This window comes from Mycobacterium asiaticum, from assembly GCF_001668675.1.
Taxonomy (GTDB): Bacteria; Actinomycetota; Actinomycetes; order Mycobacteriales; family Mycobacteriaceae; genus Mycobacterium; species Mycobacterium asiaticum_D.
Window position 1 is genome coordinate 21,994 of sequence record NZ_LZKQ01000051.1, and the last position, 25,915, is coordinate 47,908.

Here is a 25,915-nt window from a genome sequence, read left to right on the forward strand (position 1 = left end):
CGCGTCACGATTAAGGTCGAGTAATGGCTTCGACCGAGCGAAAGAACGAAAGTCCTTTTGACGAGGCCGACACGTCGCCCGCTCTGGCGACGGTTTGGCCGGGCGCGCCTTTTCCCCTCGGCGCCACGTATGACGGTGCCGGCACCAACTTTTCGCTGTTCTCCGAGGTGGCCGACCGCGTCGAGCTGTGCCTGATCGCGAAGAACGGCACCGAGACCCGGATCAACCTCGACGAGGTCGACGGCTACATCTGGCACTGCTACCTACCGAACGTCACGCCTGGCCAGCGGTACGGATTCCGGGTGCACGGCCCGTTCAACCCGGACGCCGGGCTGCGGTGTGACCCCAGCAAGCTGCTGCTCGACCCGTACGGCAAATCGTTCGTCGGCGACTTCGACTTCGGCCAGGCGCTGTACTCCTACGACCTGGCGGTCGCCGCCGAGAATCCGTCGGAGACCGGCACTCCCCCGATGGTCGATTCGCTGGGCCACACCATGACCTCCGTGGTGATCAACCCGTTCTTCGACTGGGCATCGGATCGCGCACCGTGCACGCCGTACCACGAGACGGTGATCTACGAGGCGCACGTCAAGGGCATGACCCAGACCCATCCCGCCATCCCGCACGAGCTGCGTGGGACCTATGCCGGGTTGTCGCACCCGGCGATCATCGACCATCTGAAGTCGCTCAATGTCACCGCCATCGAACTGATGCCGGTGCACCAGTTCATGCACGACCATCGGCTGCTCGACCTGGGCCTGCGAAACTACTGGGGCTACAACACCTTCGGCTTCTTCGCCCCGCACTACCAGTACGCGGCCACCCGCAAGCCCGGTGGCGCGGTCGCGGAGTTCAAGTCGATGGTGCGCACGTTCCACGAAGCCGGCATCGAGGTGATCCTCGACGTTGTCTACAACCACACCGCCGAGGGCAACCATCTCGGCCCGACGATCAACTTCCGCGGCATCGACAACGCCGCCTACTACCGCCTCGTCGACGGGGATCTGCGGCACTACAAGGACTTCACCGGCACGGGGAACAGCCTGAACGTGCGACACCCGCACACGCTGCAGCTGATCATGGACTCTTTGCGGTACTGGGTGCTCGAGATGCACGTCGACGGTTTCCGCTTCGACCTGGCGGCCACGCTGGCGCGCGAGTTCTATGACGTCGACCGCCTCTCAGCGTTTTTCGACCTGGTGCAGCAGGATCCAGTGGTCAGCCAGGTGAAACTGATCGCTGAGCCGTGGGACATCGGCGAAGGCGGTTATCAAGTCGGCAATTTCCCAGGTTTGTGGACCGAATGGAACGGGAAATACCGCGACACTGTGCGCGACTATTGGCGGGGCGAACCCGCAACACTTGGCGAGTTCGCTTCCCGGCTGACCGGGTCGTCGGACCTTTACGAGGCGACCGGGCGACGGCCCAGCGCCAGCATCAACTTCGTCACCGCCCATGACGGGTTCACCCTGCACGACCTGGTGTCCTACAACGAAAAACACAACGAGGCCAACGGCGAAGACAACCGCGACGGCGAAAGCCACAACCGGTCGTGGAACTGCGGCGTGGAAGGCCCGACCGACGATCCCGACATCGTCGAGCTGCGCTGCCAACAGATGCGCAACTTCTGGGCCACCCTCATGGTGAGCCAGGGCACCCCGATGATCTCCCACGGCGACGAGTTCGGCCGCACCCAGCACGGCAACAACAACGTGTACTGCCAGGATTCCGAATTGTCTTGGATGGACTGGTCGTTGGCGGAGAAGAACTCCGACCAACTGGCGTTCGCCAAACGGGTGACGAGGCTGCGCAGGAAACATCCGGTGTTCCGCCGCCGCCGTTTCCTCAAGGGTGGTCCCTTACGCACCGGCGCAGAAGTGCACGACATCGCCTGGCTGACCCCGGCCGGCGAGGAAATGACCGAGCAGGACTGGGACAACGACTTCGGCAAGAGCATCGCGGTGTTCCTCAACGGCCAAGCCTTGCCCGAACCCAACCGGCGCGGCGAGCGCATCGTCGACGACTCGTTCCTGCTCTGCTTCAACGCCCACGACCAGGAGGTCACCTTCGTCATGCCCCACGGTGACTACGCCCAGCAGTGGACGGTGGAGCTCGACACCACCAGCCCGACCGGCGCAGCCGAACGGGTCGTCAAGGACGGCGAAGAAGTCGCGCTGGCCGGACGTTCCGTGCTGATCCTACGTAAGACGTTGTGACATATGCCTTTTCCCGTATCAGCAACCTACCGGTTGCAGTTGCGCGGCGCGTCCAGCGGGTTCGCGTTCACCCTTGCCGACGCCGAGAATCTGCTTGACTACCTCGACGAACTCGGGGTGTCGCACCTGTACCTGTCGCCGATCCTGACCGCGGTGAGCGGCTCGTCGCACGGCTATGACGTCACCAACCCGGAGACCGTGTCCGCCGACCTCGGCGGGCCGGAGGGCCTGGCCCGGCTGGCTGACGCGGCGCGCGCCCGCGGCATGGGATTGATCGTCGACGTCGTACCCAATCACGTCGGTGTAGACAAGCCCGAGCAGAACGCGTGGTGGTGGGATGTGCTGCGGCACGGCCGGGATTCGGAGTATGCGTCGTTCTTCGACATCGACTGGACCCTGGAGGAATCGGGGCGAATCATCCTGCCGGTGTTGGGATCTGACGGCGACGTCGCGGGCCTGACCGTCGACGGCGACCTACTTCGACTGGGTGATCTGGCTTTTCCGATCGCGCCGGGTACCGGGAGCGGGACCGGACCGGAGGTGCACGACCGGCAGCACTACCGGCTGGTGGGCTGGAAGAACGGCGTGGTGGGATATCGCCGCTTCTTCTCGATCACCTCGCTGGCCGGACTGCGCCAAGAGGATCGTGCGGTGTTCGAGGCCAGCCACGCCGAGGTCGCGCGGTGGGTCAACGAAGGGATCGTCGACGGGGTTCGGATCGATCACCCCGACGGATTATCCGATCCCGCAGGCTATTTGGTGTGGCTGCGAGAATTGCTCGGACCCGAGGCATGGATCGTGATCGAGAAGATCCTGGCCGTCGACGAGGCCCTGGAGCCGACATTGCCGGTGGCCGGCACCACCGGCTACGACGTGCTGCGGGAGGTGGGCGGCCTGTTCGTCGACCCCAGCGGGGCGCCGGCGCTCACCGCGCTGGTCGAATCCGCCGGTGTCGATTACGACGAAATGCCGCAGAGGTTGGCCGAGCTGAAGATCCAGGCGGCGACAGAAACCCTCGGCAGTGAGCTGGCCCGGCTGCGACGCAGCATCGTGGCGACGGCCAAGGCCGACGATCCGCTGCTGCCGGATGCGATAGCGGCGCTGCTCACCCACATCGACGTCTACCGTTCCGACTACCAGGGGCTGGCCGCGACGCTTCCCACGGCATTGGCCAAAACGCAAGCAGCGCAACCGGAATACGGCCCCGCTCTGCAAGTGCTGGCCGCCGCGCTGGCCACCGGGGGTGAGCCCGCGACCCGTCTGCAGCAACTGTGCGGCGCGGTCACCGCCAAATCCGTCGAGGACTGCCTGTTCTACCGCGACGCGCGGCTGGTCTCACTCAACGAGGTCGGCGGCGAACCGCACCGGTTCGGTGTCGGCGCCGCCGAGTTCCACCAGAGTGCGGTGACCCGCGCCCGCCTGTGGCCGCAAGCGATGACGACGCTGACCACCCACGACACCAAGCGCGGCGAGGATGTCCGCGCGCGGATCGGCGTGCTCTCCCAGGTCCCGTCGTTGTGGACGGAGTTCGTCGCACGCTGGGAGGTCCAGGCCCCCTCCCCCGACCCGGCGACCGGACAGTTCCTGTGGCAGAACATCTTCGGCGTCTGGCCCGTCAGCGGCGAGGTCACCGATTCGCTGCGCGAGCGGCTGCACGGTTATGCCGAGAAAGCGATCCGGGAAGCAGCGGTGCACACGACGTGGAACGATCCGAATGCCGACTTCGAGGACGGTGTCCACCGCTGGCTGGACACCGTGCTGGACGGGCCGGTGGCCGGGGCGTTGACCGAACTCGTCGGTCAACTCAATCCGCATGCCGCCAGCGACGCGCTCGGCCAGAAGCTACTGGCCCTGACCGTGCCCGGCATCCCCGACGTGTACCAGGGCACCGAGTTGTGGGACGACAGCCTGGTCGACCCGGACAACCGCCGCGAAGTCGACTACGCCGTCCGCCGCGCAGCCCTTGACGACCTGCAGCATCCGAAGATTCGAGTCGTCACCACCGCCCTGCGGCTGCGACGCTCACGCCCGGACTGCTTCCTGCACGGCGACTACGTCCCAGTGCTTGCCGCCGGTCAGGCGAGCGACCACGTGGTGGCATTCCGCCGCGGACCCGACATCCTGGTCGCAGTCACCCGATGGACGGTGCGGCTGGCCGACCTCGGCTGGGGCGATACGGTGCTGCCGCTGCCGGAGGGCTCGTGGACCGACCGGCTGACCGGGGCCATGTCCAGTGGACCCACCTCGGCCGCCCAGTTGTTCGCCGACCTGCCGGTCGTCCTTTTGGAGCGCAACAATGCCTGATTTCCGGGTGTGGGCGCCCAAGCCCGAGCGAGTACGCCTCGACGTCGACGGTGCCGTCCACGAGATGACTCGATCCGACGACGGCTGGTGGCACGCGACCGTCGACGCGCCGCCCGAGGCCCGGTACGGCTTCCTGCTCGACGACGACACCACCGTGCTGCCCGACCCGCGGTCCGCCCGCCAGCCCGACGGGGTGCACGGACGCTCGCAGTTATGGGATGCCGACGCCGCCGCCTGGACCGATGGCGATTGGGCCGGCCGGTCGGTCGAGGGTGCGGTGATCTACGAGCTGCACGTCGGCACGTTCACCCCGGAGGGCACCTTCGATTCCGCCATCGCCAAGCTGGACTACCTCGTCGAGCTCGGGGTGGATTTCGTGGAGCTGATGCCGGTCAATTCGTTTGCCGGAACCCATGGTTGGGGCTACGACGGTGTGCTCTGGTACAGCGTGCACGAACCGTACGGCGGACCCGACGGACTGGTCAGGCTGGTCGACGCGTGCCACGCCCGCGGGCTGGGTGTGCTGATCGACGCGGTGTTCAACCACCTGGGGCCGTCCGGTAACTACCTGCCGAAGTTCGGCCCGTACCTGTCCTCGGCCAGCAACCCATGGGGTGAGGGCATCAACATCGCCGACGCCGACTCCGACGAGGTGCGCCGCTACATCATCGGATGCGCGCTGCGCTGGATGCGCGAATTCCACGCCGATGGGCTGCGCCTGGACGCCGTGCACGCTCTGGTGGACACCACCGCCGTGCACATCCTGGAGGAGCTGGCCACCGAAACAGACTGGCTGTCAAGGCAAGTGGGCCGTCCGTTGTCGCTGGTTGCCGAGAGCGACGTGAATGACCCGCGAACGATCACCCCGCGCGATCGTGGGGGCTACGGGATCACCGCGCAGTGGGCCGACGACATTCACCACGCCATCCACACCGCGGTGTCCGGCGAACGGCAAGGCTACTACGCCGATTTCGGCTCGCTGGCCACGCTGGCCCAGACGCTGCGCCACGGCTTCTTCCACGCCGGCACCTATTCGTCGTTCCGGCGACGCCGGCACGGACGGCCGCTGGACACCTCCGAGGAAACCGGAATCCCCGCCACCCGGCTGCTGGCCTACACCTGCACCCACGACCAGGTCGGCAATCGCGCGCTCGGGGATCGGCCCTCGCAGAACCTGACCGGCGGCCAGCTCGCCGTCAAGGCCGCGCTGGTGCTCGAGTCGCCCTACACGGCAATGCTTTTCATGGGCGAAGAGTGGGGCGCCTCCAGCCCATTCCAATTCTTCAGCTCGCATCCCGAGCCGGAACTGGCGCAGGCCACCAGGGACGGACGCAAGGCCGAGTTCGCCGAACACGGCTGGGATGCCGACGAGATTCCCGACCCGCAGGACCCGCAGACGTTCCAGCGTTCCAAGCTGATCTGGGACGAGGTGGACTCCGGCGAACACGCCCGGCTGCTGCGGACCTATCGCGACCTGATCGCACTGCGGCGCGACGAGCCCGACTTCGCCGACCCGTGGCTTGATCGTCTGACGGTCGACTATGACGAGGAGCAGCGCTGGATCGTGCTGCGGCGCAACACGCTGCAGCTGGCCTGCAATCTGGGCGCGGAGCCGGTGCGGGTGCCGATCACCGGTGAGCTGGTACTGGCGTGGGACCCGCCGGACATCGGCGACAGCGCCATCGAGCTGCCTGGGCATTCCTTCGCCGTGCTGCGCAGCGGCTGACGTCAAGGATCCGCCAAGGATCCGGCAAGCGCCGTGCCCGAGGGTCTTGTGACATGACGACGATCAGCCCGGCATTCGCGTTCCCCGTCTTCGCGCCGCAGCGGCGGGCGATCAACGGTTTGGCCCTGCTCAGCCTGACCGTCGGCGTCCTGCAGTACCTGCTCTTCTTCGTCCCGACGTCATTGATCACCATCCCGCTGGCGCTCAACGCGCTGCAGCGCTGCGAGCCGGCGAACCGTGAAGGCCGCGCCATGGCGATCGCCGGGCTGGCGCTGTCGGTGGCGCACCTCCTCGGCTACGTTGCGCTGTTCGTCTGGCTGCTGGCCTGAGCTCACACACTCGCGGGCCCGCTACCGTGCACAGCCTCGGCGATGGCGTCGGCCAGCGGGTCGATCTCATCGTCCTTGAGGTCCGCGATGGTGATGCGCATCCCGGGCGGCGTCTCCATCCGGAAGCGGGTACCCGGTGCCGCGCCCCAGCCCGCGCTGAGCAACCTGGTGATCGCTACCGTCTCGTCGGGCACCGGGATCCAGACGTTGAGCCCCGATTTCCCGTGCGCGGTGATGTCGCGCTCGGCCAGCGCCGCCCGCAGCGCCTCGCGATTCTTGGTGTAGCGGACCTGGGCCGTGTGCACCATTTCCGTCGCGGCCTCGTCCGTCCACATGCGGACCGCGAGATCCTGCAGCAGTCGGCTCACCCAGCCGGGGCCGAGGCGCAACCGGCCGTGCACGCGCTCGACGGTGCGGCGGTCTCCGGCCAGCACCGCGAGCCTCAGGTCGGGGCCGTAGGCCTTGGATACCGAACGCACGAACGCCCAGCGACGGGTGGCGCCGGCCAGCGGATGCAGCGGGGCGCCGGAAATCCTGGCGCAGTGATCGTCCTCGACCACCAGCACATCACCGGTCTTGGCGGCCAACAAGCTGCGCAGCGCGGCGGCGCGTTCCTTGGACAGTGCGGCGCCGGTCGGGTTCTGCGCCCGAGTGGTGACGATGACGGCCCGCGCTCCGCGCCGCAGCGCCCGCGCCATGCTCAGCACCACCGGCCCCTCGTCGTCAACTTTGACGGGTTCCGGGGAAAGGCCAAGCGCCGCAACGAGATCGAGCATGTTGGCCCAGCCCGGATCCTCGACCGCCACCCGGTCGCCGGGACGCAGATGCGCGGCCAGTACCCGCTCGATGCCGTCCAGTGCGCCGCTGGTCACCGTCAGATAATCGGCCGGAACCCGGTCAGCACCCAGATCCTTCCGGGCGAACTTCGCCAGCTCGGCAGACATCGCCGACTGCCCGTACAGCAGCGGCTTGCCGGTGTTCGGGCGGGCGAGTTGCGCGGTGGCGATGGGCAGCAGCTCCGGGTCGGGATTGCCGGTCGACAGGTCGCGGGCGCCCGCGGGCACTGCGAGGCCGAGCAGCGAGCGCGGCGTGGTCGCCGGCCGATCCCGCACGCGGGTGCCGCGCCGTCCGGCGGTCTCGACCGCGCCGCGTTCGCGCAGCAGGCGGTAGGCGGCGGCGACGGTGTTCGCGTTCACCCCGAGCTGGGCCGCGACCTCGCGGATCGACGGCAGGGCATCGCCGGGTGCCAGGGCGCCGTCGGAGATGCCCTCTTCGACGCTGGCGGCTATGGACTCCGCGCCGGTTCCGGTTATGCTATATCGTACTGGCATAAAGACTATTATGTACTAGTACAACCTACCTGGCAAGAGGTTCGCAGCTGTGGCCACCGATTACCGACCAACCTCCCGCACTACACCGACCCGCTACCGGGACCGGGCGCGCTATGACCGCGACACCGTGCACCGCATCCTGGACGAATCGCTGATCTGCCACCTCGGATACGTCAACGATGGGCGACCGGTAGTGCTGCCGACCACGCACGCGCGGCTCGGCGAAGTCCTCTATCTGCACGGCTCGTCGGGCAGCGGCCCGATGCTGGCGGCGCGCTGGGCCGGCATGCCCGTCTGCATCACCGCAACACTGGTCGACGGCGTGGTGCTGGCCCGCTCGGCGATGCATCACTCACTGAACTACCGCTCGGTGGTCGTGGTGGGCACCGCCCGCCTGGTCGAAGATCTTGACGAGAAGCGGCGGGCGCTGGATGCGCTGCTCGACCACATCCGGCCGGGCCGGGCCGGCGACTGCCGGCCACCGAATGCCCGCGAGTTGGCCGCCACCGCGGTGCTGGCCGTTGATCTGGTCGAGGTTTCGGCGAAGCTTCGCCTCGGCGGGGTGTCCGACGACGACGAAGACCTGAGCCTGCCGTACTGGGCCGGCGTCGTGCCCCTATCGGTGGCCGCCGGAGCGGCGCAGCCCGCCGACGATCTCGACCCCGCTACCCCGCTGCCGTCATACCTGCGCTGACCCGGCCCGCTCTGCCCCGGGGGCCCGGGCCCACCGGCGCCGGGGCCCGCCCACCCGCGAGGGTGCGCAGCGTGCCAGCAACACGCCGCAAAACCCGGACATCTGCGCACCTTCGCGAGGACGGCAAACGCGTCGATGGCACACCGCTCCCGCGAGGGTGCGCAGCGTGCCAGCGACACGCCGCAAAACCCGGACATCTGCGCACCTTCGCGGCAGAAGGCGGCAGAAGGAGCGCGCAGAAGGAAGGGCGGAAGCGCCAGAAGCTCAGAGCAACAGGTAGCGATACGCAGGCGACCCCGGCAGCAGGGTCTCGACGTGAATCTCGGTCGCCCGCATCCGCGCCAGCAGACCGTCCAGGTCGGCGGCTGATCCCAGCTGCACGCCGACCAGCGCCTCACCCGTCTCACGGTTGTTGCGCTTGACGTACTCGAACAGCGTGATGTCGTCGTTGGGGCCGAGCACCTCGTCAAGGAACCGACGCAGGGCGCCCGGCTCCTGCGGGAAGTCCACCAGGAAGTAGTGCTTGAGGCCGAGGTGCACCAGCGAGCGTTCGAGCACCTCGCCGTAGCGTGACACGTCGTTATTGCCGCCCGAGATCAGACACACCACGGTCGACCCGGGCTCGACCTGGGCCTCCAGCAACCCGGCCACCGACAACGCTCCCGCGGGCTCGGCGATGATGCCTTCGTTCTGGTAGAGGTCCAGCATCGCGGTGCACACCGCGCCCTCGTCGACGGTGGTGATCGACACCATGTCTCCGGCGGCGGCGAGCGCGGCGTAGGGCAGCGCCCCCGCGCAGGCCACGGCGGCGCCGTCGACGAATTGGTCCACGTGCTCGAGTGTCACCGGTCCCCCGGCGGCCAGGGCGGCCATCATTGCGGCGGCGCCGGCCGGCTCGATCCCCAGCACCGCGGTGTTGGCGGTCCGCTCGGCCAAATAGGTCGTGATGCCGGCGATGCAGCCACCGCCGCCCACCGGCACGATGACCAGGTCCGGCTCCCCACCCAGCTCGGCGAGTATCTCCACGGCGATGGTGCCCTGGCCGGCCATGGTCCGCAGGTCGTCGTACGGCGGGACCAGGGTGGCGCCGGTGCGTTCGACGTCGGCGCGCGCGGCCGCGGCGGCCATGTCGTAGGTCGTTCCGCCCACGATCAGTTCGATGTACTGACCGCCGTGGTAGCGAATCCGGTCCCGCTTCTGCTTGGGCGTCTTGGCGGGCACGTACACCCGGCCGTGCACGCCGAGTGACCGGCACGCGAACGCGAAGCCCTGCGCGTGGTTCCCCGCCGACGAGCACACCACCCCCGCGGCCAGCTCCTCCTCGGACAGCTGAACCAGCAGGTTGTAGGCGCCGCGCAGCTTGTAGGAGCGCACCACCTGCAGGTCCTCGCGCTTGAGGTACACCGTCGCGCCGGTGATCTCGGAGAGCCGCTCGCTGAGCTGCAACGGAGTCGGCGTCACCACCGAGGCAATTCGCTGCGCCGCGCGGTCGATATCAACCGCGGACAGCGGCGACCTACTCGGGTGCTGGCTCAGTTCGGCGGACACCGGTTAATGGTGCCATGGCCGCGACGGGGCCGTATCAGCTCACCGGGGTCAAGACGAATACCGGAATCTGGCGGTCGGTCTTCGTTTGGTATTCGGCGTAGTCCGGCCACGCCGCGACGGCCCGTTCCCACCAGACGGCCTTTTCGTCGCCGAACACCTCCCGGGCGTCGTATTCGCGGGTGACGCTGCCGTCCTGCAATTCGACGCGCGGGTTCTTGACGACGTTGTGGTACCAAACCGGGTGCTTCGGCGCGCCACCCAGCGAGGCGACCACCGCGTACTGGCCGTCGTGCTCGACGCGCATCAGCGGCGTACGGCGCAGCTTGCCGGTCTTGGCGCCGATGGTGGTCAGGACGATGATCGGCTTGCCCTTGAGCTCTGCGGCCTCGGACCCGCCGGATTCCACGAACTTGTCGGCCTGTTCCCGGGACCAGTCGAAGGGGCTGGGTGCGTACTCACCTTGTAGCGGCATATCGATCACTCTATGCCGCAGAGCGCCCGCATCGAATGTTTCGATTAGCCGAAATTCGATGTGCTGGGTACACTCACTCTCATGACTCAACCGGCCTTGAACAGGAGCGATGTGCTGGTCGCGGGCGTCCCGTGGCCGCGGCACAAGCTGTTCGCGGTTATCGCCGGGCTGGTCACTCTGCTGCTTGTCGGGGCGGTGACCGCCAGCGCAGCGCCGGCGGTGCTGGGCGGGGCCGGTGTCGGCGTCGCGGTCGGGTTGCTGCTCAAGGTCGCTACGGACCTGCGAGGCTGACCCGCCTCCTCGCCATTTCGGCAATGATGTTGACCCTGCGCGTCGCCGTGGCGATCTCGTCTGCGAACTCCTGGCGCCGTTTGGCGATGTCCGCCTGATCGGCTCCGTCTACCAGCTCACGGTGCCGCGCCAATCGCAGCGCCGTCTTGAACAACTCCATCGATCTGGACTCGGCGTTGGCGATGCGGCGCTGCAGCTCCCACTGCTTGCCCACTTCGAGACACTCGGCCAGGAACGCTTCCTCGTCCAGCGATTCGTCCTCCAGGGCGGCCAGCCGGTCGGCGACGATGTGGTACGCGTCGAGGAACGGTCGCAACACCAGATGCGCCAGCAACACATCCGCCGACTCCAGTAGGTTGCACACCTCCTCGGCCCTGGCGTCCTTTGTGGTGTCCTCGACCGGGCCGATGAGCCGCACCTCGTCGGCGAGTTCCATCTCGAACTGCGCCCGCCCGGAGAACAGGAACTCGAACTTCAGCAACTCGCGCAGGCTCAGCGCTTCATCGCGCACGGACGCCGGCGCCACCGTCCCGTCGGTCGAGTTCTCCGACGCCGCCAGCAGCGCCAGCTCGGCGATGGCCCGGTCCACCAGGATGTGGATCGCGGTGTTGCGGTAGAACGCCGCGACCAGATGCTGGTCGGCGCCGATGCCCCAGACCGCCTCGGTGCCGGCGTCGTAGACGCTGACGACGCCGGAGTCCACCATCTGGTGCAGGGTCCAGCGGATCGTCGACTTGTTGGTCAGGTCGGCCGCCCCCGCCACCACCCAGTTGCGGGCCGCGATGTAGCTGGCCAGCGGTCGCACGGTGGCCAGCACCTCGCTGATCGACAGTGACCGGTCGGCGCCCAGCAGCGCCAGGCTCACCACCGCGGTCGGCGTCACCGGCGTGGCGCGGTTGATCCGGTGTTCCACGTCGAGTGCGATGCGCTCGACGACGGTCTCGGTGCCCGACGGATCGGCGCGCAATTCCTCGAGGCGCTTGCGCAACGGCAACGGCTCGCCGAAGTCGAGGTAGGCGCGCCCCAGCCGCTCACCCTGCTGGCGGGACAGCCGAACCAAAAACCGGAAGTCCTCGGGCCGCTTGGTCGCGCCGTAGGCCTCGGTGGTCATGGCCTCCACCTCGTGCAGTTGGTCGTACACGATCGACGTCGGCACCAAATACACTTCGGGGCCGTCGATTTCGTCGACGGCGTCGGTCAGGTAGCGCAGGATGCCGAACACCGGCGGGCGCAGCTTGCCGGTTCGGGTGCGCCCGCCCTCGATCGACCAGGTGAGGTTGACGTGGTTCTGGACCAGCTGGGCGGTGTAGGCGCGCAGCACGAACCGGTAGACCGGGATGTCCTTGGTCTGCCGGCGGATGAAGATGGTGCCGGTCCGCTTGGCGAAGCCGCCCATCGGGAAGAAGTTCAGGTTGGCCCCGCCGAACGTGAACGCCGACGACAGGCGGTTGGCGGCGATCGCCTCCGGCAGCAGCATGCCGTCCAGGTAGGAGCGGTGGGAGAAGGCGAAAGCCAGTGTGGCCTTGCGGTCGAGGCGGCGCAGCGCGGCGATCTGATCCTCGTCCACCAGCACGTCATAGGCCCGCATCAACCATCGGCTGAACCCCCGCCAGGCCTGCACGGCACGCTCGTCCAGCGACGCCGCGACCTCCCGCAGGTAGCCCGCCGCCTCCACCCGCACGCTCGCCGGATCGCGACCGAGCTCCTCGGCCAGCGCATCCAATCGCTCACCGAACCATCGGGCGCCCAGCAGCTGGGTCACCGCCTCGGGATCCGTGGGCAGTGCGGTCGTCGACTCGTCGACAAATCCGGTGCGCTGCAGAAGCTTTCGCACTCCGCTGCGACCGACCTCCCGTGCAGTCACCTCATCCCCCTCAGGCCGGTTGTGCCGCTGCCGCGGCGGCGGGCTGGTGTACCTGGTCGCCGGGCTTGTCGGAGTACAACTCCTCGATCTCGGCGGCGTACTTGGCGTGGATCGGTTTGCGTTTGAGCTTCATCGTCAAAGTGATCTCGTCACCGCCGGGCTCCCACAGCGTCGGCAGGACACGGAATCGCTTGACCTGCTCCACCCGGGACAGCTTCTGGTTGCCTTCGGCGACCCCGGCCGCGATCTGCGCGATCACCTCGGGGTCGGCGGCCAGCGCCTGCGGTGTCGGCTCCAGACCGCGCTGGGCCGCGTACGGTCCCACCGAGTCCGCGTCGAAAACCATCAGCGCGGTGTTGTAGGGCCGACCGTCGCCGATGGCGATCATCACGCCGACCATCGGGCAGGCCGCCACGATCGTGTTCTCAATGTTGGCCGGCGACATGTTCTTTCCGGCGGCGTTGATGATCAGCTCTTTCTTGCGGTCCACCACCCGCAGGTATCCATCGGCGTCGATCTTCACGATGTCGCCGGTGTGTAACCATCCGTCGGGGTCGATGGCTTCGGCGGTTTTGGCCGGCTCCTTGCGGTAGCCCTTCATCACCAGCGGCCCCCGAACCAGGAACTCGCCGTCGTCGGCAATCTTGCCTTCGAGCCCGGGCAGCAGTTTGCCGACGGTGCCCAGACGCGCATCGCGAGGATGACACCCGGTGGCGGCGCAACTGAGCTCCGACATCCCCCACACTTCGGCGATGGGGATGCCGATGCCGGCGAAGAATCCGAGCGTCTCCTTGGGAACCGGCGCCGCGCCCGAGATCGCCCACCGTAGTTCACCGAAACCGAGCTTCTCCCGCAGTTTCGACAGCACCAACTCGTCGGCCTTGTCCCACTCGGCCGCAACTTCGTCAGGCATCGGCTGACCCGCCAGCATGGCGGCCGCCCGCTTGTCGGCCACCGACATCGCCCACTGCAGTGCGGCCCGCTTCACCTCGTCGGGCTCGTTGGCCACCACGAATTCGATTCCGGCCTTGAGCTTTTCCCATATCCGTGGCACGGCACCCCAGACCGTGGGCCGCACGTCCGGCAGGGCGGCGGCGATCGCACGCGGGTCGGACACCGTGGTCACCTGGATGCCGAAAAGCTCCTGCGAATATAGGTTGCACATCCGGTCGGCGATGTGTGCCGTCGGCAGATAGGACGTGCTCCGATCGCCGAACTCGACGTCGAGCACCGCGCTGATCGCGTAGCCCTCGAACAGCAGGTTGGCGTGGGTCATCTCCACGCCCTTGGGGTTCCCGGTGGTGCCGGAGGTGTAGATCAGGGTGACGACGTCGTCGGGTTGCACCGCGCGCCAGGTCGCCTCGAAGTCGAAGTCATCGGGGGCGGCCGCGTAAAGGTCGTCCAGCGTCATCGTGCCGGCGGGGTTGCCGTCGATGCAGACGATGTGCTCGATCGGTGTGCCGCTGGCGCGGATCCGCTCCACGTGCTGCTCTTCGCAGATCACCACCTTGGTGTCCGCGTTGGCGAAGACGTAGGTCAGCTGTTCGGCGGCAAGGGTGTTGTACACCGAAAACGACGTGGCCCCAACGTGTTGCGCGCCCACCTCCAACGGATAGAACTCGACGCGGTTGGACATCATCAGTGACACGGTGTCCCCGCGCCGGACTCCCAGACCCGCCAGCCCGGCGGCGACCTTGCGAACCTGGTCGGCGTATTCCCGCCAGGTCAGGGTCTGGGTTCCGCCGGGTGTGCGCAGCGCGACGGCGTCGGGGTCGATCGCTGCGGTGCGCTGGAAGGCCTCGCACAGGGTGGTCGGACGCTCGGCTGTGGTCATCACCGTTCTCCTTGCTCGCCGCACATCACATCGGTGAGCCTACGTCGTTCGAGCGTCACACCGGCGTGGCGTTCGACGGCGAGCGCCACGATAGCGTGACGGAGGCATGACGGGCACCCATCAGCACGGGTGGACACCACAGCTGCAGGCGTCGATCGACGGACATGTGCACCGCATCCCCCACTCGATGACTTCCCGCGCGCGGGCCAATGACGCTATCTGGGCGTCGATCTCGACGAGTTTTCGCTCGGCGAGCGCGCGAGAGGCCGGGCGTCCGGGCGCATCGTCGGCAAACAGCAGCTGGATCTCCTCCAGCGAAAACCCGGCCGACTTGCAGAGGCGGATCACCTCGAGCCGGCTCAGGATCGAGTCGTCGTAGCGGCGCTGCCCGCCTTTGCGCTCCGGCGCGGGCACCAGACCGATCTGCTCGTAGTAGCGCAGGGTGGTCGCCGCGATACCGGCGTCGCGGGCCACGTCTCCGATGGTCAGTTGCATTCGAACCTTCCAGGCTTGACTTCGAGTCAACTCTAAGTTGTTGACTGGCCGCATGCACACCACCACACACGCCGGGTTGGCCGACGCCCGTTACGCCCGCTTGCGGTCGTTCCGCCGCGACGGCACTCCCGTCGACACCCCGATCTGGTTCGCTTTCGACGGCGATGCGCTGCTGTTCCGCACCAAGGTGGGACCAAAGACCAAGCGGCTGGCCAGCAACCCTGAGGTGCGGCTCGCCGTCTGCGACTACCGGGGCCGCGTGCAACCCGGGACGACGGACGTCACCGGCCGCGCCACGATACTGTCGGGCGGCGATGCCGAACGCGCCAACGGCATCCTGCACCGGCGGTACGGCTGGCAGTGGAATATCGTGCCGCTGCTGAAGATTCCGGGCGTGACCAATGTGCACCGCGATCTGCCGCTGCGGGAGAAGCTGCGGCGGGCGCGTGACCGTGGGCTGTGGCCGGACAGCGCGATTGTGCGGGTGGAGTTCGCCTAAGCACCCAGGCAGCCCGGTCCGAGCAGCTCCTTCAGATCGCCCATCAACGCCGGCGATGGGGTCACCCGCAGCGACTGATCGAGCTCCAGCGTGGTGATCCGGTCCCCGCTGATCAGCCGCAGGTGCACCTGGGACGTACCGGGGTGCCGGGTCAGCACCTGCTTGAGGGCGCTGACCTTGTCGATGGTGCACTGCCGGGTGGGCAGGCTGACGGCCAGCGGCCGATTGGGCTGCGCGTTGGAGAAGTCGGGCACCACAAGCTCGTTGGCGATCAAGCTGATCCGGTCGTCGCGAATGGCGACCTTGGCGTTGACCAGCACCACCGCGTCATCAGCGATGTCGGCGCCGTAGCTGGAGTAGGTGTGCGGGAAGAACATCACCTCGATGCCACCGGTCAGGTCTTCTAATTGCGCTGAGGCCCAAGGCATCCCGTTCTTGTTGACGCGCCGGTTGACCGAGGCCAGGATGCCCCCGACGCGCACCTGGGTGTCGTTGGGGACGTCGCCGTCCAGGATCGCCGGGATGGCGGTGTCGACCTGGGTGGCCAGCAGATGTGCCACCCCGTTGAGCGGGTGCCCGGACACGTACAGACCCAGCATCTCGCGCTCGAGGGCGAGTTTGTGTTTGTCCTCCCACTCGTCCTCGGGCACCTTGATGGTGAAGACGGCGTCACCGGCGCCGTCCCCGTCGGAGCCGCCGAAGAGGTCGAACTGGCCCATCGCCTCGGCCTTCTTGGTGCCCAGCACCGAATCGACGGCGTCGGTGTGCACCAGGAAAAGACCCTTGCGCGGGTGGTTGAGCGAATCGAACGCACCCGCCTTGATCAGCGACTCGGTGACTTTCTTGTTGCACGCCGAGATGTCGATCTTGTTCAGGTAGTCGGAGAAATCGGTGAACTTGCCCTTCTCGCTGCGGGTCTTGATCAGCGAGCCCACCACGTTGGCGCCGACGTTGCGCACCGCTCCCAGCCCGAAGCGGATGTCCTTGCCCACCGAGGCGAAGTTGACCAGGGACTCGTTGACGTCCGGCGGCAGCACAGTGATGCCGAGCTTGCGGCAGTCCGCCAGGTAGACCGCCGCCTTGTCCTTGTCGTCGCCGACGGAGGTGAGCAGTCCCGCCATGTACTCCGCCGGGTAGTTGGCCTTCAGATAGGCGGTCCAGTAGGACACCAGGCCATAGCCTGCGGCGTGCGACTTGTTGAAGGCATATCCGGCGAACGGAAGGATGGTGTCCCACAACGCTTTCACCGCTTTTTCGGAGAAACCGTTGTTGGTCATGCCCTCGTAGAAGCCCTTGTACTCCGCCTCGAGCACCTCGAGCTTCTTCTTGCCCATCGCCTTGCGCAGCGCGTCGGCCTTGCCCATGGTGTAGGAGGCGACCTTCTGGGCGATGAACATGATCTGCTCTTGGTAAACGATGAGACCGTAGGTCTCCGAGAGGATCTCGCGCAGCGGTTCCTCGAGCTCAGGGTGGATCGGCTTGATGGGCTGGCGGCCGTTCTTGCGGTCGGCGTAGTCGTTGTGGGCGTTCATCCCCATCGGGCCGGGCCGGTACAGCGCCAGGACGGCAACGATGTCGTTGAACTCGGTGGGCTGCATGCGGCGCAGCAGGTCGCGCATCGGCCCGCCGTCGAGCTGGAACACCCCCAGGGTGTCGCCGCGGCCCAGCAACTCGTAGGTCGGCCCGTCGTCCAACGGCACCGACTCCAGGTCGAGCTCGATGCCCCTGTTGGCCTTGATGTTCTCGATCGCGTCGCCGATGATCGTCAGGTTGCGCAGGCCCAGGAAGTCCATCTTCAACAGGCCGATGGCCTCGCAGGACGGGTAGTCCCAGCCGGTGATGATCGCGCCGTCCTGCGGCCGCTTCCACAGTGGGATCGCCTCGGTGAGCGGCTCGCTGCTCATGATCACCGCACACGCGTGAACACCCGCGTTGCGGATCAGGCCCTCCAGACCGCGCGCCGTCTGGTAGATGGTGCGCACGTCCGGATCGGTCTCGATCAGACTGCGGACCTCGGCCGCTTCCTTGAACCGCTCGTGGTTGGGGTCGGTGATGCCCGACAGCGGGATGTCCTTGGCCATGATCGGCGGCGGCAACGCCTTGGTGATCCGGTCGGCGATCGCGAAGCCGGGCTGGCCGTAGTGGATTCGGGCCGAGTCTTTCAGCGCCGCTTTGGTTTTGATGGTGCCGAAGGTGATGACCTGCGCGACGCGGTCGTGGCCCCATTTCTCGGCGGCGTAGCGCACCATCTCGCCGCGGCGGCGGTCGTCGAAGTCGATGTCGATGTCGGGGGCCGACGGGCGCTCGGGGTTGAGGAAGCGTTCGAAAAGCAGACCGTGCGGGATCGGGTCGATGTTGGTGATGCCCATCGCGTAGGCCACCAGCGACCCCGCCGCCGAGCCACGGCCGGGACCCACCCGGATGTCGACCGAGCGCGCGTGGTTGATCAGGTCCGCCACGATCAGGAAGTAGGCGGGGAACCCCTTGTCACAGATGACCTTGATCTCGTACTCGGCCCGGTCGATGTAGTCCTGGCCGACGCCGTCGGGGAACCGGCGATTCAGGCCGGCCATCACCTCGTGGCGCAGCCAGGACGCCTGGTCGTGTCCTTCGGGCACCGGGAACACCGGCATCCGGTCGCGTGGCGTCCATACTTCGGCGTAGGACTGCACTCGTTCGGCGATAAGCAGGGTGGAGTCGCACGCGCCGGGCACCTGACCGTCCCAGAGCTGGCGCATCTCGGCGGCCGACTTGAGGTAGTAGCCGTCACCGTCGAACTTGAACCGGTTGGGGTCCGACAGCGTCTTGCCGGTCTGCACGCAGAGCAGCGCTTCGTGGTTGTGGGCGGCGTCGCGGGTGACGTAGTGGCAGTCGTTGGTGGCCAGCGGCGGAATGCCGAGCTTGCGGCCGATGTCCAGCAGGCCCTCCCGGACCCGCTGTTCGATCGACAGACCGTGGTCCATCAGTTCGAGGAAGTAGTTGTCGGGTCCGAAGATCTCCCGCCACTTCGCCGCCGACTCCAGCGCCTCGCGCTCGTGCCCGAGCCGCAGCCGCGTCTGCACTTCCCCGGACGGGCAGCCGGTGGTGGCGATGATGCCCTCGGCGTGTTCGGCGACGAGTTCGGCGTCCATGCGCGACCACTTGCCCAGTTGGCCCTCGAAGGAGGCCAGCGACGAGAGCTTGAACAGGTTGCGCAGACCGGTCGCGGTCTCGGCCACCATCGTCAGGTGCGTGTAGGAGCCGCTGCCGGATACGTCGTCGGACTTCTGGCTGGGATCGCCCCAGGTGATGCGGCGGGTGTCGAAGCGCGAAGCCGGCGCAATGTAGGCCTCAACGCCGATGATCGGCTTGATCCCGGCCTTGGTCGCCGAATTGTAGAACTCGCTGGCGCCGAACATGTTTCCATGGTCGGTCATGCCGATCGCGGGCATTCCCAGCCGCTCGACCTCGGCAAGCATCGGGCTGATCTTCGCGGCACCGTCCAGCATCGAATACTCGGTGTGGTTGTGCAGGTGCACGAAGCTCGACTGGTTCATAGGGACGCCAGTCTATGACCGGGTACCGACACCGTATCGGCGTGTCGCGGAGTGTGTCTTGACGGCTTTTTACGCGTACAGCTCGACGAAGTTCTTCAGCGACTTTTCTACGTCACCCTTGACGGCGCGGGCGGCGGCTTTGCCCACCGGGCCGAACAGCGCGCGCCCGCCCAGCTCAAGGCGCAGGCCCATGGTGGAGCCGTCGTTGTGGGGCGTCACGGTGACCCGCACGCCGTACTTTGCTCCGCCCTTCCCCTCGCCGGACATCGCGACCTCGTGCGGCGGGTCCCACTTGGTCACGGTCCACGTCACCCGGTTGCGCAGCCCCTTGGAGCGGGCCACGCCGACGACCTGGGTGCCTTCGCTGATCTCCTCAGGCACCTCACTGCGCCAGCCCTCGTGCATGACGAGCCATTCGCTCAACTGGGACAGATCCGACACGTGCTCCCACATGTCCTGCGGACTCATGGGTACATCTGAGGTCACCTCGACGGAAGCCATGTCGCGAGCGTAACGGCAGCGCGGTTACGCTCGGCGGCGTAGCTGCCGAAGTCGGCCGAGCGGAGGGAGGGTTAGTGGTCGAAGATCGGACGGGTTCGCAGTTCGGGCCGTACCGGCTGATCCGTCTGTTGGGCAGCGGCGGGTTCGGCGAGGTGTATGAAGCCGAGGACACCGCCATGCACCGCGCGGTGGCGCTGAAGTTGCTCACCGGTGCCTACTCGCAGGATCCGGTGTTCCGCGAACGGCTCTTCCGGGAGGCGCACACCGCGGGCCGACTGCGCGAACCTCACGTGCTGCCGATCCACGGCTGCGGCGAGATCGACGGCCAACTTTACATCGACATGCGGCTGGTGCGCGGCGTGGACCTCGAGACGGTGCTCGAGCGTGAGGGCCCGCTGGAGCCGGCGCGCGCGGTGAACCTGATCCGCCAGACCGCCGCGGCGCTGGACGCCGCGCACGCCGAGCAGGTGATCCACCGCGACGTCAAGCCCGCCAACATCCTGCTCTCCGGGGACGACTTCGCCAGCCTGGTCGACTTCGGACTGGCCAACGCGGCCGGTGATGCCCGGCTGACCAAGCCCGGCAAAGCCGTCGGCACCTTCGACTACGTCGCCCCGGAGAGACTTTCCGGCGCCGCGGTCGACCACCGCTGCGACGTCTACGCGTTGGCCTGCGTGCTGTACGAACTGCTGACCGGGTCGCCCCCCTACGCCGAGCACCGGGACATCGCCGCGTTGATGCAAGCGCAGCTGAACGCGGCCGTTCCGCGGGCCGGCGAGCAACGCCCAGGCATCCCGGCCGAGTTGGACGCGGTCATCGCACGCGGCATGGCCAAGGATCCCGACGCGCGGTATTCCACCGCCGGCGAGTTCGCGGCGGCCGCCCTGCAGGCTCTCAACCCCGCGGCGACCACCCGCGAGTGGACGGCGCCCGCTCCCCCGGCGCCGCCAGTTCCCGAGGTGCGGCCACTCCCACCGCCGCCGGACTGGGCGCGGCAACCGGGCCGAAAAGCCAAGCGCCGCAAGGTGGTCGCGGCCGCCGCAATCACCGCGGTCGCCGTCGCGGCAACGGTGGCGATCATCGCTGTCGTGCGCCGGCCCGCAACGTCGGAGCCGGCAGCGCCCAGCGCGCCGCGGCCGTCGTCGAGCGCCCCGATCTTCCTGAAGTTCCCGTCGCTGGTGAATGTCCGTGGCATCGCCGTCGACGACGCCGGGGCTGTTTACGCCACCGAGGTCGGCCGCGCACCCGAGGGTCGGGTCCTGAAACTGCCGGCGGGTCAACCGTCGCCCACGGAGCTGACCTTCGGAGAGCTGGTCCCGTCGGGCCTGGCGGTCGACCCGTCGGGGAATGTGTATGTCACCGACCTGCACGCCCCGGGCGTGTGGAAGCTGTCGCCGGGCGCCCGGGGGCCATCCCTGGTTCCGTTCGGACACCTCATCAAGCCGGAAGGCGTGGCCCTCGGTAAGGACGGCAGCGTCTACGTTGCGGACCGGGCCGCACGGCAGGTGCTGCGGTTGGCCCCCGGCGCGCCGAGCGCCACGGCGCTGATGCCGACGACGTTGCTGAGCGCGCCGTCGGGCGTCGCCGTCGACAACGACGGCAATCTCTACATCACCGACGGCGAGGACCGGCGCGTGCTGAAACTGGCGCCCGGCGCCGATACCCCCACTGAGTTGCCGTTCGCGGGGCTCCAGCAGCCGTACGGTGTGGCGGTGAACAAGCGGGGCGATATCTACGTCTCCGACATCGACGGCCGCGGGATCTACAAGCTGGCACCGGGTGCACCGAGCGCCATCCCGGTGCCCTTTCCCGGGTTGAATTATCCGTTCGGCATAGCGGTTGACAAGGACGGCAACCTCTATGTCGCCGACTGCCACCGCGGCGACGAGTGCGCCTCCGGCAAAGTGCTGGAAATAGGTGCCGCGCAATGACTTCGAGTTCCCGGGTGGGTTCGCGGTTCGGGCCGTACATCTTGCGACGGTTGCTGGGCACCGGCGGGTTCGGCGAAGTCTACGAGGCCGAGGACACCGCAATGAACCGCGTGGTGGCGCTGAAGCTGCTGTCCAGCAGCTACTCGCACAACCCGGCGTTTCGGGAACGGCTGTTTCGGGAGGCCCGCACCGCCGGCCGCCTGCACGATCCGCACGTCGTGCCCATCCATGGCTGCGGCGAGATCGACGGGCAGCTCTACATCGACATGCGGCTCATCGACGGCACCGACCTGCAGAGCACCCTGGACCACGAAGGTGCACTCTCCCCAGCGCGGGCGGTCACCATCGTGCGGCAGATCGCCGCGGCCCTGGACGCCGCGCACGCCGAGACCGTCATCCACCGCGACGTCAAACCGGCCAACATCCTGCTCGGCAATGACGACTTCGCCTGTCTCGTCGACTTCGGACTGGCGAACGCGGCCACCGACACCAAGCTGACCAGTGAAGGCACCACGATCGGCTCGTTCGCCTACCTGGCCCCGGAGCGCCTTGCGTCTGGCGAGGTGACGCCGGGTGCGGACATCTATGCGTTGGCCTGCGTGCTGTTCGAATGCCTGACCGGGTCCGCTCCGTACGAGGGCCGGACCGAGATCCCGGCATTGGTCGCCGCCCACCTGACTTCCCCACCGCCGCGGCCGACCCAGCACCACCCGGGCATTCCGGTCGGTTTCGACGAGGTCATCGCCCGGGGGATGGCCAAGGAGCCCGGGCACCGCTACCGCACGGCCGGTGAGTTGGCCGCTGCCGCGCAACGCGCCCTGAGCACGCCGGTACCCCAGGGCGGCTGGGCAGCCCAGGAAGCCGTGACCACGCGGCCTTGGAGCCCGCCCCCACCACCGGTTTCGCCCCCTGCGCGGCCTCCCATCCCGGCACCGAACCCATTGCGCCCCAAGTCTCGTCGCGGGATCGTGCTTGCCGTCGCGGCTGTCGCGCTGGTGGCTGTCACGGCCGCCGTCATCGCGGTCGTCGCCGCACCCGGACCCACTCCGCCACCATCTCCGAGCACCAACGCCAGCCCGCCCCCGACCAGCGCTGCGCCGGTCACCAGCGCCGCGCCGCCATTGAACGCCATCCGCATGCCGGTCATCGGGTTCGGGGAACTCGGCGGCGTCGCGATGGGACCGGGCGGGGACATCTATGTCGTCGACACCAGCACCGCCCGCGTCTACCGGTTGCCGGCCAATTCCGCCGCGCCCGTCGAAGTGCCGTTTCGGGGGCTCAACCGACCCAAGCGGGTCAGCGTGGATGGCGCCGGCGGTATCTACGTGACCGACTTCCCCAAGGGCGACAACGTCGGAAAGGTGTTGAAGCTCGCTCCGGGCGCTGCTGACCCCGTGGAGTTGCCGTTCGGCCGGTTGTTTCCCAACGGTGTAGCGGCCGACGCCGCCGGAACCGTGTTCGTCGCGGCGAACGATCGAGTGCTTCGCCTCGAGCCGGGATCCACCACCCCGTCCGTGCTGCCGTTCGGCAGCGGCATGTTCGAAGGCGTCACCGTCGACGGCGCGGGCAATGTGTATGCCCTGCAGTCGGGACGAGTGCTCAAACTGGCTCCCGGCGAGACCAATCCCACCCAGCTGCCGTTCGGGCAGCTCGGCCGGGCGCAGCACGCCGCGGTCGACGGCCAGGGCACCATCTACCTCGTCGACAACGCGGACAGCCGCGGCCGGCTGCTGAAACTCCCGGCCGGCGCCACCACATCCACCCTGCTCTTCGCGCCGGAGAACCAGCCATTCGGCGGGGTGGCGATCGATGGTGCCGGGAACATCTACCTGACCGAGAACAGTCGGCTGCTCAAGGTCGGTGGTGGCTGATGGCGGACCGGAGCCTGAAAAGCGTGCTGGCGCAAGGCGGACCGCTTGATCCCGCACGTGCGGTCGACGTGGTGCGCCGGGTTGCGGCAGCGATCGACGCAGCCCACGCAAGCCAAACCGTGCACCGGGAGGTCACCTCGGGCACGATCCACTTGGCCGCCGACGATTCGGTGTTCCTTTCCGACAGCGGTGGGCCCACCCCGTCGACGGAGCGCACCCGCTCGCTGGTTACCAACACCGAGGCGACCTACCAAGCCGACGTCTACGCGTTGGCGCTCGTGCTGTACGAGTGCCTGGTCGGGCACCCGCCGCAGACCGCCGGTCCCGGTGCGCCTATCGCGCGCCCCAGCGAGCAGCGTGCCGGCATTCCCGTCGCGTTGGACGACGTCGTAGCCAAGGGACTGGCAACCAATCCCGACGACCGGTACCGCAGCGCGGCCGAACTGGTGGCCGCCGCCCAGGGCGCACTCGCTGGGGATCCACCCGCGCCGTCCAGACCGTCAGACGCCGCGACCCGAACGATCAACCTGCCGCCACCGCCGCCGAGCCCCAATCCCCCTCCGCCGCAGTGGGATCCCGGTTATGGACGCTCGCCCACGGTGTCGTATCCGCATTCCCGCCCGATCCCGCTACCACCGCCACCACCGGCGCGCCGGCGGCGCCGCATCGCTCCGGTACTCGCCGGCGTCGTCATCGTCGCCGCTGTGGTGGCCGGGGCCATCGCCATCCCCCGACTCGTCCATCACAACGGTTCCGCCTCAGCGACGTCGACCGCTTCGGCCGTGCCGACCGCCGCGCCCCGGCACACCTACACCGGCCAACCCATCGAACTGCCCTTCCCGGGGATGTATCCGACGAAGAGCCTCGCGGTGGACGGCGCGGGGAACATCTACGTTCTGGCTTCGACGGCGCCGCCACCCGATGCGGGCCTGTTCGACTCGTCTCCCGCGCAACTTTTCAAGCTGACACCGGGGGGCGGCAGCCCGACGACGTTGGATTTCCCCGGTGTGGATCTGCGTTCGGCTTCCGACCTGGCGGTCGATCAGGCCGGCAACATCTACCTCAGCGTGGGCGCACAGGTCTGGTACATCGAGGGCGGCAAGTCCACTCCAATCCGGTTGCCGTTCCGGGGATTTACCGCGATCAATGCCATTGCGGTCGACACGGCGGGCAACACCTATGCGGTCGGCGGCTTGCTCGGCAGCGACCTGAACAGCAGCCTGAAGTACGGCGCCAAAAAGCTGGCTCTCGGCGAAAATCGGCCGACCGACCTATCTTTCGGTGACATCTTCCTGCCTCGCGGTATTGCGGTGGACAAAAGCGGCAACGTCTACATCTGCGCAGGCAACAAAGGCACCGGCCGCGGCCACGTTCTGAAGTTGGCGGCGGGAGCCACCGCCTCAACCAAGCTGCCGATCCCCGACCTCATCGAGCCACGGCACGTGGCGTTCGACAGCGCCGGAAACATCTTCATCGCCGACGGTTTCGGCCGAGGGTTCTACGAGTGGCCGGCGGATGGCGGCAACGTCGTCAAAGTGCCGCTGGCCGCGAATAGCTACGACGTCGCATTCGACTCCGCGAACGCCCTCTACGTGCTGACGTCAGCGGTCTCCGATAGATCCAACAAGCTCGTGCAGCCTGGCAGGGTCCTGAAGATACCGCCGGATAGTTAGCGCCCCGGCCCGCCACGCAGTGCGTTGCCGATCCGGATCCCGGGTAGCAGCAGGCTACGCGGAATGAGCCTGCCGCTGGTGCTGACCACCTTGGGCACGGTGCCCGGCACGACGGTGCGCTTACCGGCGAGCATGCCCTTGATCGCCTGCTCGGCGACCTCGTGCGGCGTGGTTTGGAACACCGGCAGGCTGAACCGCTCGGCATCGGCAATCTGCGCCCACTCGGTGGGCACCGGACCGGGGCACAGCGCGGTGACCGACACCCCGGTGCCGTGCAGTTCCTCCTGCACTGCTTCGGAGAACGTCAACACGAACGCCTTGGTAGCCGAGTAGACCGCCATGTACGGGATCGGCTGGAAACCGGCGATCGACGCGATGTTCAGCACGGCGCCGGCGCCGCGCTCGACCATGCCGGGCAGCGCCGCGTGGGTGAGCTCGGTCAACGCCAGCGCGTTGAGGGTGACCTCCTCGCTTTCCCGTTCGAAGGGCAACTCCCAGAATTTGCCGCTGGTGCCGAATCCGGCGCTGTTGCACAACCCGCCGATCGGATCGGTGCGCAGGCGGTCGACCAGCTTCCCGCGGGATGCCGTGTCGGACAGGTCAAGTGGCAGTACCTCGACGTCGACGTTGTCGGACGCACGCAACTGCTCGGCGAGCTCGTCGAGGCGTTCGCGTCGGCGCGCGACGAGTATCAGGGCAAAGCCGCGCCCGGCGAGGCCCTTGGCCAGTTCGGTGCCGATGCCGGAGGAGGCGCCGGTGATGACGACGGGCGCGTTCTTGTTCGGTTTGGGCAGGCTCAT

General features: G+C 67.7%; 19 protein-coding genes. 10 read left to right on the forward strand and 9 right to left on the reverse strand.

Annotation, left to right across the window (positions count from 1 at the left end; translation table 11 throughout):
- The first annotated feature begins 23 nt into the window (after positions 1-23).
- From glgX to A9X01_RS05025, 4 genes are read left to right on the forward strand one after another with little or no spacing between them, the layout of a single operon-like run.
- Positions 24-2,216: a glycogen debranching protein GlgX gene (gene glgX / locus A9X01_RS05010; protein ID WP_065119628.1), complete on the forward strand. Its 2,193-nt coding sequence runs from the start codon at positions 24-26 to the stop codon at positions 2,214-2,216.
- A gap of 3 nt (positions 2,217-2,219) precedes the next feature.
- A complete protein-coding gene (gene treY, locus A9X01_RS05015) occupies positions 2,220-4,520 on the forward strand; it encodes a malto-oligosyltrehalose synthase (protein ID WP_065119629.1) in 2,301 nt (766 codons plus the stop codon).
- The gene (gene treZ, locus A9X01_RS05020; protein ID WP_065119631.1) at positions 4,513-6,246 is read left to right on the forward strand and encodes a malto-oligosyltrehalose trehalohydrolase; all 1,734 of its coding nucleotides are present in this window, start codon (positions 4,513-4,515) and stop codon (positions 6,244-6,246) included. The genes treY and treZ overlap by 8 nt, the downstream gene beginning before the upstream one ends.
- Before the next feature lie 53 nt (positions 6,247-6,299).
- Positions 6,300-6,575, forward strand: coding sequence for a DUF4190 domain-containing protein (locus tag A9X01_RS05025; protein WP_065119633.1), 276 nt, complete (start codon positions 6,300-6,302; stop codon positions 6,573-6,575).
- A 2-nt stretch (positions 6,576-6,577) separates the two neighbouring features.
- Here the strand turns inward: A9X01_RS05025 and A9X01_RS05030 are convergent, their stop codons facing one another.
- Entirely contained in the window at positions 6,578-7,906 is a 1,329-nt protein-coding gene (locus tag A9X01_RS05030; protein ID WP_065119635.1) for an aminotransferase class I/II-fold pyridoxal phosphate-dependent enzyme, read from the reverse strand.
- Between the two features lie 49 nt (positions 7,907-7,955).
- Here A9X01_RS05030 and A9X01_RS05035 point away from each other — a divergent pair, with 49 nt between their 5' ends.
- Complete coding sequence (locus tag A9X01_RS05035; protein ID WP_065119637.1) at positions 7,956-8,600, forward strand: pyridoxamine 5'-phosphate oxidase family protein; 645 nt, start codon at positions 7,956-7,958, stop codon at positions 8,598-8,600.
- A gap of 264 nt (positions 8,601-8,864) precedes the next feature.
- On the opposite strand, the gene ilvA is transcribed toward A9X01_RS05035, so the two are convergent.
- Positions 8,865-10,148, reverse strand: a complete 1,284-nt coding sequence (ilvA, locus tag A9X01_RS05040; RefSeq protein ID WP_065119639.1) for a threonine ammonia-lyase — start codon at positions 10,146-10,148, stop codon at positions 8,865-8,867.
- A 34-nt stretch (positions 10,149-10,182) separates the two neighbouring features.
- Positions 10,183-10,620, reverse strand: coding sequence for a nitroreductase family deazaflavin-dependent oxidoreductase (locus tag A9X01_RS05045; protein ID WP_065119752.1), 438 nt, complete (start codon positions 10,618-10,620; stop codon positions 10,183-10,185).
- Positions 10,621-10,701: 81 nt separating this feature from the next.
- Between A9X01_RS05045 and A9X01_RS05050 the strand changes: the two genes are divergently transcribed.
- Positions 10,702-10,911, forward strand: a complete 210-nt coding sequence (locus tag A9X01_RS05050) for a hypothetical protein (protein ID WP_065119641.1) — start codon at positions 10,702-10,704, stop codon at positions 10,909-10,911.
- Here A9X01_RS05050 and A9X01_RS05055 read toward each other — a convergent pair.
- The 3 genes from A9X01_RS05055 to A9X01_RS05065 all read right to left on the reverse strand — a co-directional run bounded on the left by A9X01_RS05055 (position 10,892) and on the right by A9X01_RS05065 (position 15,104).
- Positions 10,892-12,775, reverse strand: coding sequence for a lysophospholipid acyltransferase (locus tag A9X01_RS05055; protein WP_065119643.1), 1,884 nt, complete (start codon positions 12,773-12,775; stop codon positions 10,892-10,894). The two genes, A9X01_RS05050 and A9X01_RS05055, sit on opposite strands and share 20 nt — an antisense overlap.
- Positions 12,776-12,785: 10 nt before the next feature.
- Positions 12,786-14,609: a fatty acid--CoA ligase FadD11 gene (fadD11, locus tag A9X01_RS05060; RefSeq protein WP_065119645.1), complete on the reverse strand. Its 1,824-nt coding sequence runs from the start codon at positions 14,607-14,609 to the stop codon at positions 12,786-12,788.
- Between the two features lie 120 nt (positions 14,610-14,729).
- Entirely contained in the window at positions 14,730-15,104 is a 375-nt protein-coding gene (locus tag A9X01_RS05065) for a MerR family transcriptional regulator (RefSeq protein WP_065034921.1), read from the reverse strand.
- 52 nt (positions 15,105-15,156) lie between these two features.
- Here A9X01_RS05065 and A9X01_RS05070 point away from each other — a divergent pair, with 52 nt between their 5' ends.
- A complete protein-coding gene (locus tag A9X01_RS05070; RefSeq protein WP_065119647.1) occupies positions 15,157-15,603 on the forward strand; it encodes a PPOX class F420-dependent oxidoreductase in 447 nt (148 codons plus the stop codon).
- On the opposite strand, the gene dnaE is transcribed toward A9X01_RS05070, so the two are convergent.
- Together dnaE and A9X01_RS05080 are read right to left on the reverse strand one after the other, a co-directional pair.
- Complete coding sequence (gene dnaE / locus A9X01_RS05075) at positions 15,600-19,139, reverse strand: DNA polymerase III subunit alpha (RefSeq protein WP_065119649.1); 3,540 nt, start codon at positions 19,137-19,139, stop codon at positions 15,600-15,602. The genes A9X01_RS05070 and dnaE overlap by 4 nt on opposite strands.
- 69 nt (positions 19,140-19,208) lie before the next feature.
- On the reverse strand, positions 19,209-19,640 hold the full coding sequence (locus A9X01_RS05080; RefSeq protein WP_065119650.1) for a type II toxin-antitoxin system Rv0910 family toxin: 432 nt from the start codon (positions 19,638-19,640) through the stop codon (positions 19,209-19,211).
- A gap of 74 nt (positions 19,641-19,714) precedes the next feature.
- Here A9X01_RS05080 and A9X01_RS31770 point away from each other — a divergent pair, with 74 nt between their 5' ends.
- The 3 genes from A9X01_RS31770 to A9X01_RS05095 are packed head-to-tail and all read left to right on the forward strand — an operon-like array spanning position 19,715 to position 25,115.
- Positions 19,715-21,571: a serine/threonine-protein kinase gene (locus tag A9X01_RS31770; protein ID WP_065119653.1), complete on the forward strand. Its 1,857-nt coding sequence runs from the start codon at positions 19,715-19,717 to the stop codon at positions 21,569-21,571.
- Positions 21,568-23,442 carry a serine/threonine-protein kinase gene (locus A9X01_RS31775; protein WP_065119655.1) on the forward strand — a complete coding sequence of 625 codons (1,875 nt, stop codon included), beginning with the start codon at positions 21,568-21,570 and terminating at the stop codon, positions 23,440-23,442. The genes A9X01_RS31770 and A9X01_RS31775 overlap by 4 nt, the downstream gene beginning before the upstream one ends.
- Positions 23,442-25,115, forward strand: a complete 1,674-nt coding sequence (locus A9X01_RS05095; protein WP_065119657.1) for a hypothetical protein — start codon at positions 23,442-23,444, stop codon at positions 25,113-25,115. The genes A9X01_RS31775 and A9X01_RS05095 overlap by 1 nt, the downstream gene beginning before the upstream one ends.
- Here A9X01_RS05095 and A9X01_RS05100 read toward each other — a convergent pair.
- Entirely contained in the window at positions 25,112-25,915 is an 804-nt protein-coding gene (locus tag A9X01_RS05100; protein ID WP_065119659.1) for an SDR family NAD(P)-dependent oxidoreductase, read from the reverse strand. The genes A9X01_RS05095 and A9X01_RS05100 overlap by 4 nt on opposite strands.

Excerpts from the sequence above, each read along its gene's own strand:
- A9X01_RS05045 (WP_065119752.1), bottom strand. The coding sequence starts at position 10,620 with ATGCCGCTACAAGGTGAGTACGCACCCAGCCCCTTCGACTGGTCCCGG.
- fadD11 (WP_065119645.1), bottom strand. The coding sequence starts at position 14,609 with ATGACCACAGCCGAGCGTCCGACCACCCTGTGCGAGGCCTTCCAGCGC.
- dnaE (WP_065119649.1), bottom strand. The coding sequence starts at position 19,139 with ATGAACCAGTCGAGCTTCGTGCACCTGCACAACCACACCGAGTATTCG.
- A9X01_RS05065 (WP_065034921.1), bottom strand. The coding sequence starts at position 15,104 with ATGCAACTGACCATCGGAGACGTGGCCCGCGACGCCGGTATCGCGGCG.
- A9X01_RS05100 (WP_065119659.1), bottom strand. The coding sequence starts at position 25,915 with ATGAGCCTGCCCAAACCGAACAAGAACGCGCCCGTCGTCATCACCGGC.
- A9X01_RS05025 (WP_065119633.1), top strand. The coding sequence starts at position 6,300 with ATGACGACGATCAGCCCGGCATTCGCGTTCCCCGTCTTCGCGCCGCAG.
- A9X01_RS05050 (WP_065119641.1), top strand. The coding sequence starts at position 10,702 with ATGACTCAACCGGCCTTGAACAGGAGCGATGTGCTGGTCGCGGGCGTC.
- A9X01_RS05080 (WP_065119650.1), bottom strand. The coding sequence starts at position 19,640 with ATGGCTTCCGTCGAGGTGACCTCAGATGTACCCATGAGTCCGCAGGAC.
- treZ (WP_065119631.1), top strand. The coding sequence starts at position 4,513 with ATGCCTGATTTCCGGGTGTGGGCGCCCAAGCCCGAGCGAGTACGCCTC.
- A9X01_RS05095 (WP_065119657.1), top strand. The coding sequence starts at position 23,442 with ATGGCGGACCGGAGCCTGAAAAGCGTGCTGGCGCAAGGCGGACCGCTT.
- glgX (WP_065119628.1), top strand. The coding sequence starts at position 24 with ATGGCTTCGACCGAGCGAAAGAACGAAAGTCCTTTTGACGAGGCCGAC.
- treY (WP_065119629.1), top strand. The coding sequence starts at position 2,220 with ATGCCTTTTCCCGTATCAGCAACCTACCGGTTGCAGTTGCGCGGCGCG.
- A9X01_RS05070 (WP_065119647.1), top strand. The coding sequence starts at position 15,157 with ATGCACACCACCACACACGCCGGGTTGGCCGACGCCCGTTACGCCCGC.
- A9X01_RS31775 (WP_065119655.1), top strand. The coding sequence starts at position 21,568 with ATGACTTCGAGTTCCCGGGTGGGTTCGCGGTTCGGGCCGTACATCTTG.
- A9X01_RS05030 (WP_065119635.1), bottom strand. The coding sequence starts at position 7,906 with ATGCCAGTACGATATAGCATAACCGGAACCGGCGCGGAGTCCATAGCC.